This window comes from Streptomyces sp. CA-135486 (assembly GCF_050936555.1).
GTDB lineage: Bacteria > Actinomycetota > Actinomycetes > Streptomycetales > Streptomycetaceae > Streptomyces.
Map to the genome: position 1 here is coordinate 2,931,160 of NZ_JBNJMM010000001.1, position 16,825 is coordinate 2,947,984.

14 protein-coding genes are annotated in these 16,825 nt (G+C 70.5%); 7 read left to right on the top strand and 7 right to left on the bottom strand.

Annotation, left to right across the window (positions count from 1 at the left end; translation table 11 throughout):
• Positions 1-16: 16 nt before the first annotated feature.
• On the top strand, positions 17-1,054 hold the full coding sequence (locus ACQEVG_RS13290) for an EamA family transporter (RefSeq protein WP_432981845.1): 1,038 nt from the start codon (positions 17-19) through the stop codon (positions 1,052-1,054).
• Between the two features lie 162 nt (positions 1,055-1,216).
• Entirely contained in the window at positions 1,217-2,152 is a 936-nt protein-coding gene (locus ACQEVG_RS13295) for a DMT family transporter (protein WP_432981848.1), read from the top strand.
• 75 nt (positions 2,153-2,227) lie between these two features.
• Here ACQEVG_RS13295 and ACQEVG_RS13300 read toward each other — a convergent pair whose 3' ends face one another.
• Positions 2,228-2,884, bottom strand: a complete 657-nt coding sequence (locus ACQEVG_RS13300) for a pyridoxamine 5'-phosphate oxidase family protein (RefSeq protein WP_432981851.1) — start codon at positions 2,882-2,884, stop codon at positions 2,228-2,230.
• A gap of 35 nt (positions 2,885-2,919) precedes the next feature.
• On the opposite strand from ACQEVG_RS13300, the gene ACQEVG_RS13305 reads away from it, so the two are divergent.
• Positions 2,920-4,251 carry an aminotransferase class I/II-fold pyridoxal phosphate-dependent enzyme gene (locus tag ACQEVG_RS13305; protein WP_432981854.1) on the top strand — a complete coding sequence of 444 codons (1,332 nt, stop codon included), beginning with the start codon at positions 2,920-2,922 and terminating at the stop codon, positions 4,249-4,251.
• Here ACQEVG_RS13305 and ACQEVG_RS13310 read toward each other — a convergent pair.
• Complete coding sequence (locus ACQEVG_RS13310; protein ID WP_432981857.1) at positions 4,242-5,255, bottom strand: DMT family transporter; 1,014 nt, start codon at positions 5,253-5,255, stop codon at positions 4,242-4,244. The two genes, ACQEVG_RS13305 and ACQEVG_RS13310, sit on opposite strands and share 10 nt — an antisense overlap.
• Positions 5,256-5,293: 38 nt before the next feature.
• On the opposite strand from ACQEVG_RS13310, the gene ACQEVG_RS13315 reads away from it, so the two are divergent.
• Complete coding sequence (locus ACQEVG_RS13315; protein WP_432981860.1) at positions 5,294-6,223, top strand: LysR family transcriptional regulator; 930 nt, start codon at positions 5,294-5,296, stop codon at positions 6,221-6,223.
• Between the two features lie 57 nt (positions 6,224-6,280).
• Here the strand turns inward: ACQEVG_RS13315 and ACQEVG_RS13320 are convergent, their stop codons facing one another.
• Complete coding sequence (locus ACQEVG_RS13320) at positions 6,281-6,748, bottom strand: pyridoxamine 5'-phosphate oxidase family protein (RefSeq protein ID WP_432981863.1); 468 nt, start codon at positions 6,746-6,748, stop codon at positions 6,281-6,283.
• Positions 6,749-6,873: 125 nt separating this feature from the next.
• Between ACQEVG_RS13320 and ACQEVG_RS13325 the strand changes: the two genes are divergently transcribed.
• Positions 6,874-7,524 carry an isochorismatase family protein gene (locus ACQEVG_RS13325; protein ID WP_432981866.1) on the top strand — a complete coding sequence of 217 codons (651 nt, stop codon included), beginning with the start codon at positions 6,874-6,876 and terminating at the stop codon, positions 7,522-7,524.
• Here the strand turns inward: ACQEVG_RS13325 and ACQEVG_RS13330 are convergent.
• Complete coding sequence (locus tag ACQEVG_RS13330) at positions 7,511-7,987, bottom strand: Rieske (2Fe-2S) protein (protein WP_432981869.1); 477 nt, start codon at positions 7,985-7,987, stop codon at positions 7,511-7,513. The two genes, ACQEVG_RS13325 and ACQEVG_RS13330, sit on opposite strands and share 14 nt — an antisense overlap.
• A 682-nt stretch (positions 7,988-8,669) precedes the next feature.
• Between ACQEVG_RS13330 and ACQEVG_RS13335 the strand changes: the two genes are divergently transcribed.
• A complete protein-coding gene (locus ACQEVG_RS13335; RefSeq protein WP_432985330.1) occupies positions 8,670-12,680 on the top strand; it encodes a molybdopterin-dependent oxidoreductase in 4,011 nt (1,336 codons plus the stop codon).
• Positions 12,681-12,757: 77 nt separating this feature from the next.
• Here ACQEVG_RS13335 and ACQEVG_RS13340 read toward each other — a convergent pair whose 3' ends face one another.
• The 3 genes from ACQEVG_RS13340 to ACQEVG_RS13350 all read right to left on the bottom strand — a co-directional run bounded on the left by ACQEVG_RS13340 (position 12,758) and on the right by ACQEVG_RS13350 (position 16,075).
• The gene (locus ACQEVG_RS13340; protein ID WP_432981872.1) at positions 12,758-14,698 is read right to left on the bottom strand and encodes an ABC transporter permease; all 1,941 of its coding nucleotides are present in this window, start codon (positions 14,696-14,698) and stop codon (positions 12,758-12,760) included.
• Between the two features lie 90 nt (positions 14,699-14,788).
• Complete coding sequence (gene modA, locus ACQEVG_RS13345; RefSeq protein ID WP_432981875.1) at positions 14,789-15,595, bottom strand: molybdate ABC transporter substrate-binding protein; 807 nt, start codon at positions 15,593-15,595, stop codon at positions 14,789-14,791.
• Positions 15,596-15,679: 84 nt separating this feature from the next.
• The gene (locus tag ACQEVG_RS13350) at positions 15,680-16,075 is read right to left on the bottom strand and encodes a TOBE domain-containing protein (protein WP_432981878.1); all 396 of its coding nucleotides are present in this window, start codon (positions 16,073-16,075) and stop codon (positions 15,680-15,682) included.
• Positions 16,076-16,354: 279 nt separating this feature from the next.
• Between ACQEVG_RS13350 and ACQEVG_RS13355 the strand changes: the two genes are divergently transcribed.
• Positions 16,355-16,774, top strand: a complete 420-nt coding sequence (locus ACQEVG_RS13355) for a TOBE domain-containing protein (RefSeq protein WP_432981881.1) — start codon at positions 16,355-16,357, stop codon at positions 16,772-16,774.
• The last annotated feature ends 51 nt before the right edge of the window (positions 16,775-16,825 follow it).

The window sequence follows — 16,825 nt, forward strand, 5'->3', positions numbered from 1 at the left end:
CTGACATGATGTGCCGATGCACGCGTCTCAGGGAAGGAGCGCCGGCCTGGGACTCGCCCTGGGCTCGGCCTTCGCATTCGGTGGATCAGGGGTGGCGGCCAAGCCGCTGATCGAGGCGGGTCTCGACCCGTTGCATGTGGTCTGGCTGCGCGTGGCGGGCTCCGCGCTGGTCATGCTGCCCGTGGCCTGGCGCCACCGTGACCTGGTACGGCGCAGGCCCGCGCTGCTCGCCGGCTTCGGGCTGCTCGCCGTCGCGGGCGTGCAGGCCTGCTACTTCGCGGCGATCTCCCGGATTCCCGTCGGCGTCGCGCTGCTCATCGAATATCTCGCCCCCGCGCTGGTGCTCGGCTGGGTCCGCTTCGTGCAGCGCAGGCCGGTCACCCGTGCCGCGGCTCTCGGAGTGGTACTCGCGGTCGCCGGTCTCGCGTGCGTCGTCGAAGTGTGGTCGGGGCTCGGCTTCGACGCCTTCGGTGTGCTGCTCGCGCTCGCCGCGGCGTGCTGCCAGGTCGGCTACTTCGTCCTGTCCGACCACGGCGGGGACGGCGACGACGCGGCGGATCCGCTGGGCGTGATCGCGTACGGACTCCTCATCGGCGCGGTGGTGCTGACGCTGCTGGCGCGGCCGTGGGGCATGGACTTCTCGCTGCTCGGCGGGAGCGCGGACATGGGCGGCACCCAGGTGCCGGCGGCGCTGCTGCTCGGCTGGATCGTGCTGATCGCCACGGTGCTCGCGTATGTCACCGGAGTCGTCTCGGTGCGCAGGCTCTCGCCGCAGGTGGCGGGTGTGGTCGCGTGCCTGGAGGCGGTGATCGCGACGGTGCTGGCGTGGGTGCTGCTGCGGGAGCATCTGTCGGCGCCGCAGATTCTGGGTGGTGCGGTGGTGCTGGTCGGGGCGTTCATCGCGCAGTCACAGGCGCCGAAGGCTGCGTCGGGGCCCGTGGCGGGGGGCGGGCCGGGTCAGTCCGCGGCCGTCGAGGACGGGGTGACCGTGGACGGCGTCACCGGTGGTGGCGTGGCCGGTGGAGAGTTGTCGGCACCGCAAGTCGCCCCTTAGGTTGACCATCATGCATTTGACCGTACTTCCGCCGCCTGCCGCTTAGCGCGGGCGGCCCTTCTCTGACGAAGACCGGGCTCGGGGTGTTCCCGAGCGGTTCGTCGCTGCCCGCGTGACGGAGCCGAGCGATCATCCATCCCGTTCTTCACACGGAGAAGTCACGTGTCGAATCTTTCCTGCGCTCCTGCCGTCGGTGTGTCCGTCGGGCGGAGCCTCATCTATCTGATCTTCGCCGGAGTCGCGTGGGGGACCGCGGGCGCGGCTGCCTCGCTGGTCTTCGAAGTGAGCGATCTCGGCCCTCTCGCGCTGTCGTTCTGGCGCTGCGCCGGGGGACTTGTGCTGCTGCTGGGTGCGCTGGCGGTGCGGGCGCGGCGTACGGCCGGCGCGGTTTCGGCCGAGCCACGGCGACGTCGGCTGCTGCGGATTCTCGCCACGGGCCTCGGGCTCACCCTCTTCCAGAGCGCGTACTTCGCCGCCGTCCAGGCGACCGGGCTTGCGGTGGGCACGGTCGTCACGCTGGGCGCGGGGCCCGTGCTCATCGCGGTGGGCGCGCGCCTGTTGATGGGGGAGCGGCTCGGGCGGGGCGGCGTGGTGGCCGTCACCGGGGCGCTGGCCGGTCTCTTCGTCCTCGTACTGGGCGGTGAGGGCGGGACGGTACGGCCGCTCGGCGTCGCGCTCGCCCTGGTTTCGGCGACCGGGTACGCGGCGATCACGTTGCTGACACGGTGGCTGGGGCGGGACGGCGGTGGCGACGCGCTCGCCACGACGGCGTGGGCGTTCGCGATCGGCGCGGTGGGACTGCTGCCGATGGCTCTCGCCGAAGGGCTGCTGCCGCACACGGCGGAACTGGGGCGTGTGGTCTGGCTGCTGGCGTATGTGGCGGCGGTGCCGACGGCGCTGGCGTACGCCCTGTACTTCGCGGGAGCGGCGGTGGTGCGGGCCGCGACGGTCTCGGTGATCATGCTGCTCGAGCCGGTGAGCGCGGCGGTGATCGCGGTGACGGCGCTGGGGGAGCGGGTGACCGGGGCGACGGTCGGGGGGACTTTGCTGCTGCTGGGAGCCGTTGGAGGGTTGGCGGCGGCGGAGACGCGGAGGTAGTGGCGGGGTACGGGGCAAGGCCGCCTGCGGCGGGCTTGCCCCACCTCCCCTTGCTGCTCGCCGGATTGATCTCCCTCAGCCGGCCCGCAGATATTCCGGGACTGTGATCGACGCGCCCAGCTCGAGCGCGGGGACCGGGGTCCCCTGGTGGATCGTCAGCGGGACCACTCCCGTCCAGTACGGGAGCGTCGCGTCCTCGGGGTCGTCGTTCGGGCCGCCGGTGCGGAGCTTGGCCGAGACCTCCGTGAGGTTCAGGCGCAGGACCGCCGTCGCCGCGAGTTCCTTCGCGTTGGCGGGGCGGGAGTCGCGGGAGCGGCCCGGGACCACGTGGTCCACCAGGGCGTCGAGAGCCGTGCGCTTTTCGGTCGGGTCGGTGACCTGGTGAGCCGTGCCGTGAACCACGACCGAACGGTAGTTGATCGAGTGGTGGAAGGCCGAGCGCGCCAGGACCAGACCGTCGACGTGGGTGACCGTCAGGCAGACCGCGAGGCCCGGGTCCGGTTCGGCCGCCATACGCAGGGGGCGGGAGCCCGTCGAGCCGTGGACGTACAGGTGGTCGTCGACGCGGGCGAACAGCGTCGGCAGGACGACCGGCGCGCCGTCGCGGACGAAGCCGAGGTGGCAGACGTACGCCTCGTCGAGTATGGAGTGGACCAGCTCGCGGTCGTACGCGGCGCGTTCCTTCGCACGTGTGGGGACGGTGCGTTCGGTCGGCTCGTAAGCGTCCGGCATTGCGTACTCCATTGCACTAGTGCATAATCTCGTTTGTGCTAGGAGAGTATCGGATTATTGGACGTCGCGCATCGGAGATTGCCGCCAGCGTCGAGCGCGCGGTCGGCGCCGGTGAGCTGGAACCGGGCCAGCTACTGCCCCCCATGCGAGAGTTGGCCACCGAACTGGGCGTCAACCCGAACACCGTCGCGTCCGCGTACCGGACCCTGCGCGAGCGTGGAGTGATCGACACCGCCGGACGCAAGGGCAGCCGGGTGCGCCCGCGGCCGGCCAGTACCGCGCGCGGGACCATCCGGGTCGAGGCACCGCCCGGCGTACGGGACCTCGGCGAGGGGAACCCCGACCCCGCGCTGCTGCCGCCGCTGCACGACGCGCTCGCCGCAGCGGCCCGGCGCAATGCGCAAGAACCCGGTCTGTACGGCCAGGCTCCCGTCGACGCGGACTTCGCCCGGCTCGCCCGCGCAGGAATGGACGCCGACGGCGTGCCCGACGGGCCGGTCGCCGTCACCTCCGGATCGCTGGACGCGATCGAGCGCGTGCTCGCCGCGCATCTCAAGCCCGGTGACACGGTCGCCGTCGAGGACCCCGGCTGGGGCAGCCTGCTGGACCTGGTGCCCGCGCTGGGGCTGAAGCCCGTGGCCGTGGCGCTCGACGACGACGGGCCGCTGGCGAGCGAAGTGGAAAGGGCGCTCGCGGGCGGGGCCCGCGCATTCATCGTCACCGACCGGGCGCAGAACCCCACCGGCGCCGCGGTGAGCCAGGCACGCGCGCGTGAACTGCGTGCCGTGCTCGCCCGGTTCCCTCGGACCTTGCTCATCGAGGACGACCACGGACACGCCATCGTCGATCTGCCGCTGCACCCACTGGCCGGGGTCACGGACAGCTGGGCGTTCGTGCGCTCCACGGCCAAGGCGTACGGCCCCGATCTGCGCGTCGCCGTACTGACCGGTGACGCCGTCACCGTCGACCGCGTCATGGGGCGGCAGCGTCTCGGTCCCGGCTGGGTCAGCAGGCTGCTGCAGCGCGCGGTCGTACAGCTGTGGATCTCGGGCGCGGTGGATCCGCCGGTGGTGGCGCGCTCGTACGGAGAACGGCGCGACGCGCTTGTACGGGCACTGGCCGAGCGCGGTATCGAGGCGCACGGCCGCAGCGGCATGAATGTCTGGGTGCCCGTTGCCGACGAGACCGGCGCCGTGGCGCGGCTGCTGCACGCAGGGTTTGCGGTCGCGCCCGGGGCGCGGTTCCGGATGTCCGCGCCACCGGGCGTCCGGCTCACCGTCTCGGACCTGACGATGGACGACATCGGGCCGGTCGCCGACGCGGTGGCGGCCGCGGCCGGGCCGGGGCCCGCGCGCAGCTACGGCTGAGCGGCGGTGAACGCGGGTGCCTTCGGCCTGCTCTGGGTCAGGGCCGCGCCCGCCAGGACGATCAGCGCGCCCACCGGGGTGTTCCAGCCGAGCTGCTCGTCCAGGACCGTGACACCCGCGGCCGTGGCGATGACCGGAATGAAGTACGTGACCATCTGCGCGGTCGTCGGGCCGACCTCGGCGACCAGGCCGTACTGCATGAGGAGCGCGAACCCCGTACCCAGCGCGCCGAGCGCGACCACCGCCAGCAGCGGGAGCAGCGGGAACGACGTCGGCAGGGCAGTGAACAGCGGTGTGACCACGGCAAGTTGGACCGTGGCGAGCAGCAGCTGAGCCCCCGTCAGCGAGAGGTGGGAGTGGCTGCTGCCGGCCAGGGTGCGGCGGACATAGATCCAGCCGACGGGATAGCTCAGCGAGGCGAGCAGCGCCATCGCCGTGCCGCCGAAGTCGAGTCCGGAGAAGCCCTGCCAGGCGCCGAGCACGGTCAGCACGCCCAGGAAGCCGATGCCGAGTCCGGCGACCCGGCGGCGGGTGGGCCGGTCCTCCGAGAGCGCCACCAGGGACAGGACCATGCCCCACAGCGGCGAGGTGGCGTTGCAGATGCCGGCGAGCGTGGAGGGGATCGTCAGCTCGGAGTGGGCGAACAGCGAGAACGGCAGCGCGTTGAGCAGAAACGCGGCCACGGCGAGATGCATCCAGGTGCGGACCCCGCGCGGCAGCCGGTCGCGCCGCACCAGCATCACGACGGCGAGCACCGCTGTCCCGAAGAAGAGCCGGCCGAAGGTGACCTGAAAGGGGGCGAAGCCACCTGTGCCGACCTTGATGAGCAGAAAGCTGAAGCCCCACACCGTGGAAAGCAGCGCGAAGCGGATGCGCCAGTCGAGCCGGCGGCGTCCGGAATCGGAGGGCGCGGCGGTGGGGGAGGTGGCGGCCGAGGAGGAAGCCCGGGAGGGGGCGACGGTGCTCATGCCGTCCACCCTGGCCGGTCCGATCTCGTAGGACAAGCGAGAATTATTTACTCCCTTCGATTAGCATCGCTTACATGTTGAATCTGGAGCGCCTGCGGACACTGGATGCGCTGGCCCGCCACGGCTCGGTCAGCGGGGCGGCGGACGGGCTGCATGTGACGACCTCTGCCGTCTCCCAGCAGATGGCGAAGCTGGAGCGGGAGGTGGGCCAGCAGCTGCTGGCGAAGAACGGACGCGGGGTCCGGCTCACCGACGCCGGTCAGCTGCTCGCCGATCATGCCGCGCGCATCCTGTCCCAGGTCGAGCTCGCCCAGTCGGACATCGAGGCGCAGCGTGGGCAGGTCGTCGGCGAGGTCAGGATCGGAGCCTTTCCGACCGCCGCCCGCGGACTGCTGCCCGCGACGCTGACGTCCTTGCGCGCCGACCACCCCGAACTGCGCGTCCGTTCACGCGAGTTGGAGCCCGAGCAGGCGATCAGAGAAGTGATCAGGGGCGACCTCGACCTCGCGGTCGTACTCGACTGGAGCAACAAGAAGCTGCCCGTGCCCGGCGGGCTCGCGCAGGCTCATCTGCTCGACGACATCCCCGATGTCGCGATGCCGGCGGATCATCCGCTGGCGGGCCGGGCGGAGGTGGATCTGGAGGAGTTCGCCGACGACGACTGGGTGTCCTGGCCGGAAGGCGAATTCTGTTACGAGTGGCTCATGTTCACGCTGCGTTCGAAGGGCTTCGAGCCGCGGATCGCGCACATGGCGGAGGAGCACCACACACAGCTGGCGCTCATCGAGGCGGGGCTCGGCGTGTGTGTCACACCCAGGCTGGGACGAGCGTGGGTGCCCGAGGGGGTGCGGCTCGTACCGGTACGGCAGCTGATGCGCAGGCACATCTACGCGGTGTGGCGGACGGACGCCGACCGCCGCCCGTCGATCAGGGCGTCGGCCGCGGCGCTGCGCCGGGCGGCGGGGCGGGAGGGGCCGAACCCGCCGGCCGGTCGGACCGCCTGACGTCACACGGCCCTCACAGAACTGGCCGGGACCGCAGCCGGGCCGCCATCCGGCGCGTCACAGGGACGCCAGTTTTCTGAAGTCCCACGACGCAATCGCGTCCGGCGTCAGCCGTAGCCACGCATGTCTGCCGTCGTGGGGCATCTCGTCCAGGCCGAAGTTCTTCCGCGCGAACAGGGCCTCCGGCACGTCCAGTTCCGGGCACGGCTGCCCCGTGCGCGGTGACTCGCCCACGAACACCGCCATGCCGGAGAGCTCGACGCCGCGCAGGTCCCCGTACTCCTCCCCGGCATCGATCACCACCGCCAGCCGTGGATCCCGCCGCAGCTGAGCCCAGCGGCGGCTGGGCGTGATCGAGTACAGCCACAGCGACGTGCCGTCCCATGCGAACCACAGCGCGCTGACATGCGGGTGGCCGTCCGAGGAGACGGTGGCCACGCGGCAGGTGCGCTGCTGGGTCAGGAATTCGTCCAGCTCGGCGGGCGTCATCATGATGCGACGGCCCCGGCGCTGTGTGACGGCCATACGCGGCCCCCTCCGTGAAGCTGACTGTGTGTCAGGAATCATGGGGGCTCTTCCGTCATCACGCAATGGCGGTTACTGTCACGCGCCCGGCGCTTCGCCCGTGCTTCCGGACGAGAGGGGACGTCGTGCCGTCCTTCGAACAGCTCGCGGCGCAGCTCGACCCGGCCACCACGGTGCTGCTCACCGTCGAGTGCCAGCAGGGCGTTGTCGGCACGGACAGCGCGCTGCCCGAACTCGCAGCGCAGGCACGGTCATCCGGCGCGCTGCACAAGGCCGCCCGGCTGGTCGCGGCCGCACATGAGGCGGATGTGCAGGTCATGCACGCGGTGGCCGAGCGGCGTCCCGACGGACGCGGCGCCAACCACAACGCCCGCCTCTTCACGGCGGCCGCCCGGCTCCCCGTCCAGCAGCTCTGCGGCACGAGCGCCGTACGGATCGCGCCACCGATCGAGGTCGGGGACGAGGACATCGTCGTACGGCGGCTGCACGGTCTGTCGCCCATCTCCGGCACGGACGTCGACGCGCTGCTGCGCAACCTGGGCTGCCGCACGCTCGTCATCACCGGGGTCTCGGCGAACGTCGCCATCCCCAACGCCGTCTTCGACGCGGTCAACCTCGGCTATACGGCGGTGGTTCCGCATGACGCCATCGCGGGGGTGCCGGCCGACTACACCCCCGCGATGGTCCGCAACACGCTCGCCCTGGTCGCGACGATCGCCACGACCGACGATGTGCTGGCGGTCTGGAAACGGCCCCGCCGTACTACGCGAGCCTGATCGATCCGCCGTCGACAGTGATCGAGGCGGGCGGCAGCGGAGAGGTCGCGGGCCCCTTCTTGACGCTGCCGTCCTCCACACTGAACTGGCTGTTGTGACACGGGCAGTTGATGACGCCGTCCGAGATGCCCTTCACCGCGCAGCCCTGGTGCGTGCACTTGGACGAGAACGCCTTGAACTCGCCCGGCTTCGGCTGTGTGACCACGACATCGCCGATGACCTTGCCGCCGCCCTCGGGGATGTCCGCGGTCTTGGCGACCTCCTTGCCTGCGGCTGCGCCGCCGCCCGTTGTGCCGCCTGTTGTACCGCCGGTTGCGCCTGGTGACTTGTCCGCCACCGACTGCCCGCCGTCGTCCGAGCTGCCGCACGCGGTCAGGGCGACGGCGGCCAGACCGGCTCCGCCCACCGCGGCGACGACGGTGCGGCGTGTGACGGTCCGCGACGGTCCCTGCGATCCGGTCATGCTGGCTCCCTTGCTCTCACGGTCCCTGGCCGACCCTCCAGTGGCCGGTTCCTAGGGTTGTACGCGCCGACGGAGCAAAGAGCTCATGTCCTCAGGGAATTCTTAGGAAGCGGATCTCGTGGCGCAGGAGACTGCTCGCCCGGTCCTCCCCGAACGACGAGGATTCTCCCCAGCCGTGCGGCCCGTCAGCGGGCCAGGACCGCCGGGGCCAGGAAGTGGGCCTCGACGTCGTCGTACTCCGTCAGATGCCAGCCGGCTGTCCGGAGTGCCGGCTCCGAGTTCGGTCGGGCCAGGCGGGTCGTCGGGGCTCAGCGGGCGGCCGTGGCGGGCGGCGCGGACGGCCACCAGTGCGGCGAACCGGCCGAGCACGCGATTGCGGTCCTTCGGCTTCCCGATCCACAGATGCATCCCGCGTGGCGCAAATGCATGGTACTTGCGAGAGCACGGGCAGTTTTTCCTGGCACATGCACGATTCTGCTCGATCTCACAGTGCTGGTCCAGCGGGTGTGTGACGGGCGTTACCGCCCATGATCGGCCGGGGTCACATAGGCGTAACGGGCATTTCGTACCGTCGGGGGGACGATCCGATCCACAGAGGGGCCACCCGGTGACCACACAGGAGTCGCGGACCGGTAGCGCCCGGGTTCGGACGGTCTGCTCGTACTGCGGTGTGGGCTGCGGGATGGTCCTCGACATCGCGTCCGGCGCCGACGGCCGGCGCAAGGTGCTCAAGGCATCGGGCGACAAGGCACACCCGGCCAACTTCGGCCGGCTGTGCACCAAGGGCGCGACAACGGCCGACATGCTCGCTGCCCCCGGCCGGCTGACCACCGCACTCGTGCGCAACGATCGCGGGGCTGAGCCCATACCCGCGAGTGTGGACGAGGCGATCACCAGCACGGCGCAGAGACTGCGGACCATCATCGACGAGCATGGGCCCGACGCCTTCGCGTTCTACGTGTCCGGGCAGATGAGCCTGGAGGCGCAGTACCTGGCGAACAAGCTGGCCAAGGGCTTCGTGCGCACCAACCAGATCGAGTCCAACTCCCGGCTGTGCATGGCGAGCGCGGGCAGCGGCTACAAGCTCTCTCTAGGTGCCGACGGCCCGCCCGGCTCCTACCAGGACTTCGAGAAGGCGGACGTCTTCTTCGTCATCGGCTCCAACATGGCCGACTGCCATCCGATCCTGTTCCTGCGACTGATGGAGCGAGTGAAGGCGGGAGCGAAGCTGATCGTCGTCGACCCGCGGCGCAGTGCCACCGCGGACAAGGCCGGTCTCTTCCTGCAGATCAAGCCCGGAACGGACCTCGCGCTGCTCAACGGCCTGCTGCACCTCCTGTACGAGAACGGTCACACGAACGCCGGCTTCATGACGGAGCACACCGATGGATGGGAGGCGATGCCTGAATTCCTGGCCGACTACCCGCCTGCGACCGTCGCCGAGATCACGGGAATCCCGGAGGTTGACATTCGCCGGGCGGCGGAGTGGATCGGCGAAGCCGGGGAGTGGATGAGCTGCTGGACCATGGGGCTCAACCAGTCCACCCATGGCACCTGGAACACCAACGCCCTGATCAATCTGCACCTGGCGACCGGCGCGATATGCCGCCCGGGCAGCGGCCCGTTCTCGCTCACCGGCCAGCCCAACGCCATGGGCGGCCGCGAGATGGGCTACATGGGCCCCGGACTGCCCGGACAGCGGTCGGTGCTGGTCGACGAGGACCGCGCCTTCGTCGAGGAGTTGTGGGGCCTCGAGCCCGGCACCGTACGCAAGGACGGATCCGGCAAGGGCACCGTCGAGATGTTCCAGCGCATGGCCGAGGGCGAGATCAAGGCATGCTGGATCATCTGCACCAACCCTGTCGCCTCGGTCGCCAACCGCAAGACCGTCATCGAGGCGCTGGAGACGGCCGAACTCGTCATCACCCAGGATGTGTTCGCCGACACCGAGACCAACGCCTACGCCGACGTCGCACTGCCCGGTGCCCTGTGGACCGAGACCGAGGGCGTAATGATCAACAGCGAGCGCAGTCTCACCCTCGCTCAGCCGGCCGTGGACCCGCCGGGGCAGGCGCTCGCGGACTGGCAGATCATCGCGCGTATCGCCTGCGAGATGGGATACGAGCACGCCTTCTCCTACGACAGCGCCGAGGAGATCTTCGAGGAGATCAAGCGCGCCGCGAACCCGAAGACCGGCTACGACCTGCGCGGTGTGACGTACGAGAGGCTGCGCGCCACGCCCGTGCAGTGGCCCGCCGCGTCCGTCGACGGCCCGGACCGCAACCCGATCCGCTATCTGGCCGAGGACGGCGGTCCGGTATTCCCGACGGCGAGCGGACGGGCCGTCTTCTTCGCCCGTCCGCACATTCCGGCCGCGGAGATGCCCGACGACGACTTTCCGTTCGTCCTCAACACCGGCCGGCTCCAGCACCAGTGGCACACCCTCACCAAGACCGGCAAGGTGGCCAAGCTCAACAAGCTCAATCCGGCGCCGTTTGTCGAGCTCCATCCGGAGGACGCCGAACGGCTGGGGATCGGGGAGGGCGACTCGGTGGAGGTGGCGTCCCGGCGCGGCCGGGCCGTGCTGCCGGCCGTGGTGACGGACCGGGTGCGGCCGGGGTGCTGCTTCGCGCCGTTCCACTGGAACGACCTGTTCGGCGAGTACCTGAGTATCAACGCCGTGACGAGCGACGCCGTGGACCCGATCTCTTTCCAGCCGGAGTTCAAGGTGTGCGCGGTGACGCTGGCGAAGGTCGCCACTCCGGTGGCTGTGGCTCCGGCGCCCGTTGCCGCCCCCGCCGAGGAGCCGGCCGCGCTCGTGCCGACCGCCGTCCAGCCCAGCACGGCCTCGGTCTTCGGGCTGGGGGACACGCCACCGCCTGTTCTCGCCGAGCATGAACGCCAATACCTGGTCGGCTTCCTCGCCGGACTTGAATCCGGCGCGCCCGGTGTTCCCGTGCTGCCGCCCGGTGCGCCGTTCCGCGAGGAACACGCGCGGTGGGTGAACGGTGTGCTCGCCGGCATGTACTCGCGTGCCCCGCAGACCACAGGGGCACCGACGGCCCACGCCACTTCCCAAGACCGTCAGGTGGTAGTGCTGTGGGCCTCGCAGACGGGCAATGCGGAGGAGTTCGCGGCGGCCACCGCCGACCGACTCACCGCAACTGGACACCGTGCTGCGCTCGTCGGCATGGACGACGCGGACCTCCGGTCTCTCCCTCCCGCCGCCGATCTGCTGTTGATCACCAGCACCTTCGGTGACGGCGACGCACCCGACAACGGATCCGGATTCTGGGACGCCCTGACCGCTGCCGACATCCCGCGCATGGACGGCAGGCGGTACGCGGTCCTGGCCTTCGGGGACTCCTCGTACAACGACTTCTGCGGCCACGGCCGACGCCTGGACGCGCGTCTGGACGAGCTCGGAGCCGTACGCCTGGCCCCGCGCACCGACTGCGAACCGGACTACGAGCCCTCGGCCCGTGCGTGGCTCGACCAGGTGCTCGCCAATCTCACCGCCCAGCCGGCGACCGGTGCAGCCCCTGCCCCGGCTGCCGTACCAGTCCGCAGCGCCAAGCCGGCCCCGGCCGCCGCCCGGCTGACCGGCAACCGGCTCCTCAGCCTGTCCGGCGCGGGCAAGGAGGTCCGCCGTTTCACGTTCGACACTCGCGACAGCGAGACTCCGCTTGTCTACGACGCCGGCGACGCTCTCGGCGTGCACCCCGTCAACTGCCCCGACCTCGTCACCGAATGGCTGGCCGTGACCGGTCTCGACCCTGCCGCCGCTGTCGACGTCACCGGCATCGGCGAGATTCCCCTGACCGACGCCCTGCACCAGCACCTGGACATCACCCGGCTCACCCCGGCTCTGCTGGGATTCATCACCGAGCGCTCCGGCGACCGCGACTTGAAGAAGCTGCTGCGCCCCGACAACAAGGGCGAGCTCGCCCGGTGGTCCTGGGGGCGTCAGGCCGTCGACGTCATCACCGAGCACCCCGTGCGCGCCACACCGCAGGAGTGGGCCGGTGTCCTCAAGCGCCTGCAGCCCCGCCTGTACTCGATATCATCCAGCCCGCTCATCGACCCCCACCAGGTGTCACTGACGGTCTCCGTCGTCCGGTACGAGAACCTGAACGGCCACCCCCGCAAGGGCGTGTGCTCGCCGTTCCTCGCCGACGCCGCGGCTGACACCCCGGTTCCGGTCTTCGTCCAGCGCTCCCCGCACTTCCGGCCTCCGGCAGACGCCGACACGCCGATGGTGATGGTCGGCCCCGGGACCGGAGTGGCTCCCTTCATCGGCTTCCTCCAGGAACGCCGGGCCCGTGGCCACCGAGCCCTCAGCTGGCTCTTCTTCGGCGAACAGCACCGCGCCACCGACTTCTACTACGAGGACGAGCTGACCGCCTTCCTCGCCGACGGCACCCTCACCCGCCTCGACACCGCCTTCTCGCGCGATCAGCGCGCCAAGATCTACGTCCAGGACCGGATGCGCGAACACGGTCCCCAGCTCTGGTCCTGGCTCCAGGACGGCGCACACTTCTACGTCTGCGGCGATGCCGCGAGGATGGCCAAGGACGTCGACCAGGCGCTGCGCGACATCGCCGTCACCCACGGCGGTCTCGACGAGGACGGAGCGGCTCTGTACATCAAGCAGCTCGCCGCCGACAAGCGGTATGTCCGCGACGTCTATTGATGCGCGTTGGTGAAACAGGAGTGCGCGCCGGTTCCGGCTCGCTGGTCTCCGCCCGGTTCGCGCGCGACGGGATCGGCTCAGAGGGCGACTACGGTTGCTTCGGTCGCTTTGACGCTGGTCCAGACGGGAGTTCCATCGACGAGGCCGAGTTCGGCGACGGCCTGCGGGGTGATCTCGGCGACGAGGTCCGGCGCCTGCTCCGACGTGATCAGGACACGTAGCCGGCTCCCGCTGGTGGTGATCTCCCGTACGGTGCCGGACCAGACGTTGCGGGGGCTGCCGGTGGGCTTGTCGCGGTGCACGGCGACGGCTTCCGGGGCGATGATCGCGAGGGCGCCAATACCGACCGGGAGTGGGTCAGCGACGATGAGAGTGCCACCGCCGGTGAGTTGGATGCCTTCGGTGGTGGAGGTGCCGGGCCAGGCGTTGCGGCCGAGCATGCGGGCGACCCACGGGGAGCGGGGGTGGCGGGTCACGTCGCTGGGCGGGGCGTCCTGCAGGGCACGTCCGTCGTCGAGGACGAGGACCCGGTCGGCGAGCGCGATGGCTTCGACGGGGTCGTGAGTGACGATCAGGCATACGCCGCCGAAGCCGTCGAGATGACGGCGGAGGGTGTGCCGGACCTGGGCGCGGGTGGTCTGGTCGAGTGCAGCAAGAGGCTCGTCGAGCAGGAGGAGCCGGGGGCGTGCTGCCAGCGCCCGGGCGAGGGCGACCCTTTGGGCCTGCCCGCCGGAGACCTGAGCCGGTTTGCGATGGGCGAGGTGTCCGACGCCGAGCCGGTCCAGCCATTCCCGGGCGCTGCGACGGGCCTCGGCGCGCGGGACGCCGCGAGCGCGAAGCCCGTACGCGGTGTTGGCCAGCGCGCTCATGTGAGGGAAGAGGGCGCCGTCCTGCGGGACCCAGGCCACGCCCCTGCGGTGCGGAGGGAGCGGGGAGACATCGTGGCCGCCGAGCCGGAGTTCGGCGTGGGCGCGTGGGGTGAGGCCCAGGAGTGCGCGCAGCAGGGTGGTCTTGCCGGCGCCGTTGGGGCCGACGACGGCGATGGTGGTGCCGGGTTCGGCGTCCAGGGTGAGCCGATTGAAGCCGGTGACCTCGGCGTGCAGGGACCATCGCTCCTGCGGAGCCGCGCGCTGTGCCTCGGCGGGCTCGGGGGCCGGGGCCACGCCTGGTTCGGCTTCGTCCACCGGGGGCCTGGACTCGCGCAAGCGGACGGCGGGCGTACCGGCCCAGCGACCGCGCAGCGCGATGAGCACCAGCATCGCGATGGCGAGCAGCAGCAGAGAGACCGATGTCGCTGCCTCCGGCTCGTCCTGGAGCAGCAGGTACACCTGCAGGGGCAGCGTCTGGGTGGTGCCGGGTAGGTTGCCCGCGAAGGTGATGGTCGCACCGAACTCACCGAGTGCCCTGGCCCAGGTGAGGGCCGTCCCGGCGATGAGGCCGGGCGCGACCATGGGCATCGTGACGGTGAAGAACACCCGTAGGGGAGAGGCCCCGAGAGACGCGGCGGTCTCCTCGTACCGGGGACGGAGTCCGCCCAGGGCGCCTTCGAGGCTGATCACGAGGAACGGCATGGCGACGAAGGTCGCGGCGACGACAGCTCCGGAGGTGTGGAAGGGCAGGGTGATGCCGAAGGTGTCCTCCAGCCAGGGACCGAGCAGTCCTCGGCGCCCGAAGGCGAGCAGCAGCGCGACACCACCGACGGTGGGCGGGAGCACCATCGGCAGCAGGACGAGGGAGCGGACGAGCGCCTTCCCCGGGAACGGCACGCGGGCCAGCAGCCACGCCAGCGGCACGCCGAGGACCACAGACAGGCCGAGTGCCCAGAACGAGACGAGCAGCGACAGCCGCAGCGCCCCGGTGGTACCCGGAGCGGTGAGATGGTCCGCGAGTTGGCCCCACTCGGTGCGGACAAGGATCCCGATGAGCGGCAGCATCAGAAACGCGACGGCGAGCAGCGCGGGGATCGCCAGGGTGATCGGCGTGCGGGGGCCCGGTGCGCGGCTGCGGATTCGTTTCATCACAGATCCCTGGGACTCGGGGTGATGGATGAGTGAAAGGGGGCTGCCCGTGCCCCGGAACGGGCAGCCCCCTCACAGCAGTCGCCGGAACTACGGCTGCTGGAAGCCCGCGTCCTGGAGGATCTTCTGCGCCTCGGGCGTGGACAGCCACGCGACGAACGCCGCGGCGGCCTCGGCGTTCTTGGACGTCTTCAGAGTGGCGGCCGGGTAGGAGGCGACGGCGTTCTGCGCGTCGGGGATCTCGATCGCGTCGACCTTGTCGGGGGCCGTTTCGGCGTCCGTCTTGTAGACGAGACCGGCGTCGGCCTCGCCGAGCTCGACCTTGCTGAGGACGGCGCGGACGTTCGGCTCCTGCGAGACGGGCTTCACCGTGATCTTCTGGGCGTCGAGGATCTTCTTGCTGTACTTGCCGGCCGGCACCTCGGGGGCGGGGAGGACGACCTTCAGCTTGGTGTCCGCGAGGTCCTTGAGCTCGTCGACCTTGTGCGGGTTGCCCTCGACGGTCGCTATGACGAGCCGGTTCTTGGCGATGACGGCCGGGGTGCCGGTGTCCGCCTTCACGCCGTCCATGCTCTTGGTGTCGGCGGTAACCAGCGCGTCGGCCGGTGCGCCCTGCTTGACCTGGGCGGCGAGCTCCTGCGACCCGGCGAAGGAGAAGGTGATCTTCGTGCCCGAGTGGGACTTCTCGTACGCGGCACCGGCCGTCTTGAAGACGTCGGTCAGCGAGGAGGCGGCCAGCACGGTCAGATCGGCCTTCGGCGTTCCGGACCCCGTGGCCTTGGCGCCGCTGCCGCTGTCCTTCTTCGCGTCGTCGCTGCCGCAGGCGGCCAGCGGCACGAGCAGGGCCGCGGTCAGGGCGACGGCAGCGGTACGGCGCCGGGTGAAGGCGTACGACATGACGGGACTCCTTGGTGAAGCGGTAGGAACAGGCCGCATCGGGGACGGACGACGCCACTGCGAACGAAGGTGTGTGTCAGCTGCTCAGGTGCGGTCGATGTGCACGCTGGTCGACTTCACGCGGGCGGTGGCCTGCATGCCGACCTCCAGACCCAGTTCCTCCACGGCCTCCCGGGTCAGCAGGGAGACCAGCCGGTGCGGACCCGCCTGAATCTCCACCTGGGCGGCGACGTCGCCAAGCTTGACGGCGGTGACGATGCCGGGAAAGGCGTTGCGGGCCGAGGTGTACGAGACCTCCTCCTCGCCGGTGCCGCCCTGGGCGACCTCGACCGAGAAGTCGGCCAGATCACGGCCGTCGATGAGACGGCGGCCGCCGTCGTCGCGATGGGTCGCGACCCGGCCGGCATCCGCCCAGCGGCGCGCGGTGTCGGGACTGACGCCGAGCAGGCGTGCCGCCTGTCCGATGGTGTAGGACTGCATGTGCGACACCGTATGGCGTTTCTCCTCTCATTTGCAATTGATCAGTCGATTCTCCATGGCAGGTGCTATGGCGATTGGAGGAACGAGCAACTGCGCCGCGCAGGGCATCCTGTTGTGTGATCGGGCGGCAGCCAGGTCTCCTCCGGTTTGCCAGGCCAGACACAGAGACGCCCTGGCGCTTGCGATGCGTGGCTGAACGGCTGCTATGGGTGTAGGTAGGGTGCAGGAGGCGCTGCAGGATATAACCGACATTCCGTCCAGTAGTCGAGGTGTTTCTTCATGGGCCTGAGCATTCGCAACCAGATCCCCGGCACCGTCACATCTGTCACCTCCGGAGAGGCCATGGCGACCGTCAAGGTCCGCCTCGACGGGGGGCAGGACATCACAGCCGCCATTACCGCTGAGGCCGTCAAGGGACTGGGGATCGCCGAGGGTTCCGCCGTACGCGCCCTCGTCAAGTCCACCGAAGTGGCTCTGGCCACTGGCCCCGTCGACGGGCTGAGCATCCGCAATCAGATCCCCGGAACGGTGAGCGACGTGGCGGCGGGTGGCGCCATGGCGAGCGTCAAGGTCGACGTCGAGGGCGGCGGCCTCACCGCGGCGATCACCAAGGACGCGGTCGCCGACCTCGGTCTCGCCTCGGGATCCTCGGTCGTCGTGCTCATCAAGTCCACGGAGATCTCGCTCGCCAACGTCTGACCCTGCGACGGCCCCCTCCGCCGCCAGGCCAGTGCCTGGCGGCGGCCGCTG

Bases quoted from the DNA above. Each gene is read 5' to 3' on its own strand.
- ACQEVG_RS13290 (WP_432981845.1), top strand. From the start codon at position 17: ATGCACGCGTCTCAGGGAAGGAGCGCCGGCCTGGGACTCGCCCTGGGC.
- ACQEVG_RS13300 (WP_432981851.1), bottom strand. From the start codon at position 2,884: ATGCCGGACGCTTACGAGCCGACCGAACGCACCGTCCCCACACGTGCG.
- ACQEVG_RS13315 (WP_432981860.1), top strand. From the start codon at position 5,294: ATGTTGAATCTGGAGCGCCTGCGGACACTGGATGCGCTGGCCCGCCAC.
- ACQEVG_RS13320 (WP_432981863.1), bottom strand. From the start codon at position 6,748: ATGGCCGTCACACAGCGCCGGGGCCGTCGCATCATGATGACGCCCGCC.
- ACQEVG_RS13330 (WP_432981869.1), bottom strand. From the start codon at position 7,987: ATGACCGGATCGCAGGGACCGTCGCGGACCGTCACACGCCGCACCGTC.
- ACQEVG_RS13335 (WP_432985330.1), top strand. From the start codon at position 8,670: ATGGTCCTCGACATCGCGTCCGGCGCCGACGGCCGGCGCAAGGTGCTC.
- ACQEVG_RS13340 (WP_432981872.1), bottom strand. From the start codon at position 14,698: ATGAAACGAATCCGCAGCCGCGCACCGGGCCCCCGCACGCCGATCACC.
- modA (WP_432981875.1), bottom strand. From the start codon at position 15,595: ATGTCGTACGCCTTCACCCGGCGCCGTACCGCTGCCGTCGCCCTGACC.
- ACQEVG_RS13350 (WP_432981878.1), bottom strand. From the start codon at position 16,075: ATGCAGTCCTACACCATCGGACAGGCGGCACGCCTGCTCGGCGTCAGT.
- ACQEVG_RS13355 (WP_432981881.1), top strand. From the start codon at position 16,355: ATGGGCCTGAGCATTCGCAACCAGATCCCCGGCACCGTCACATCTGTC.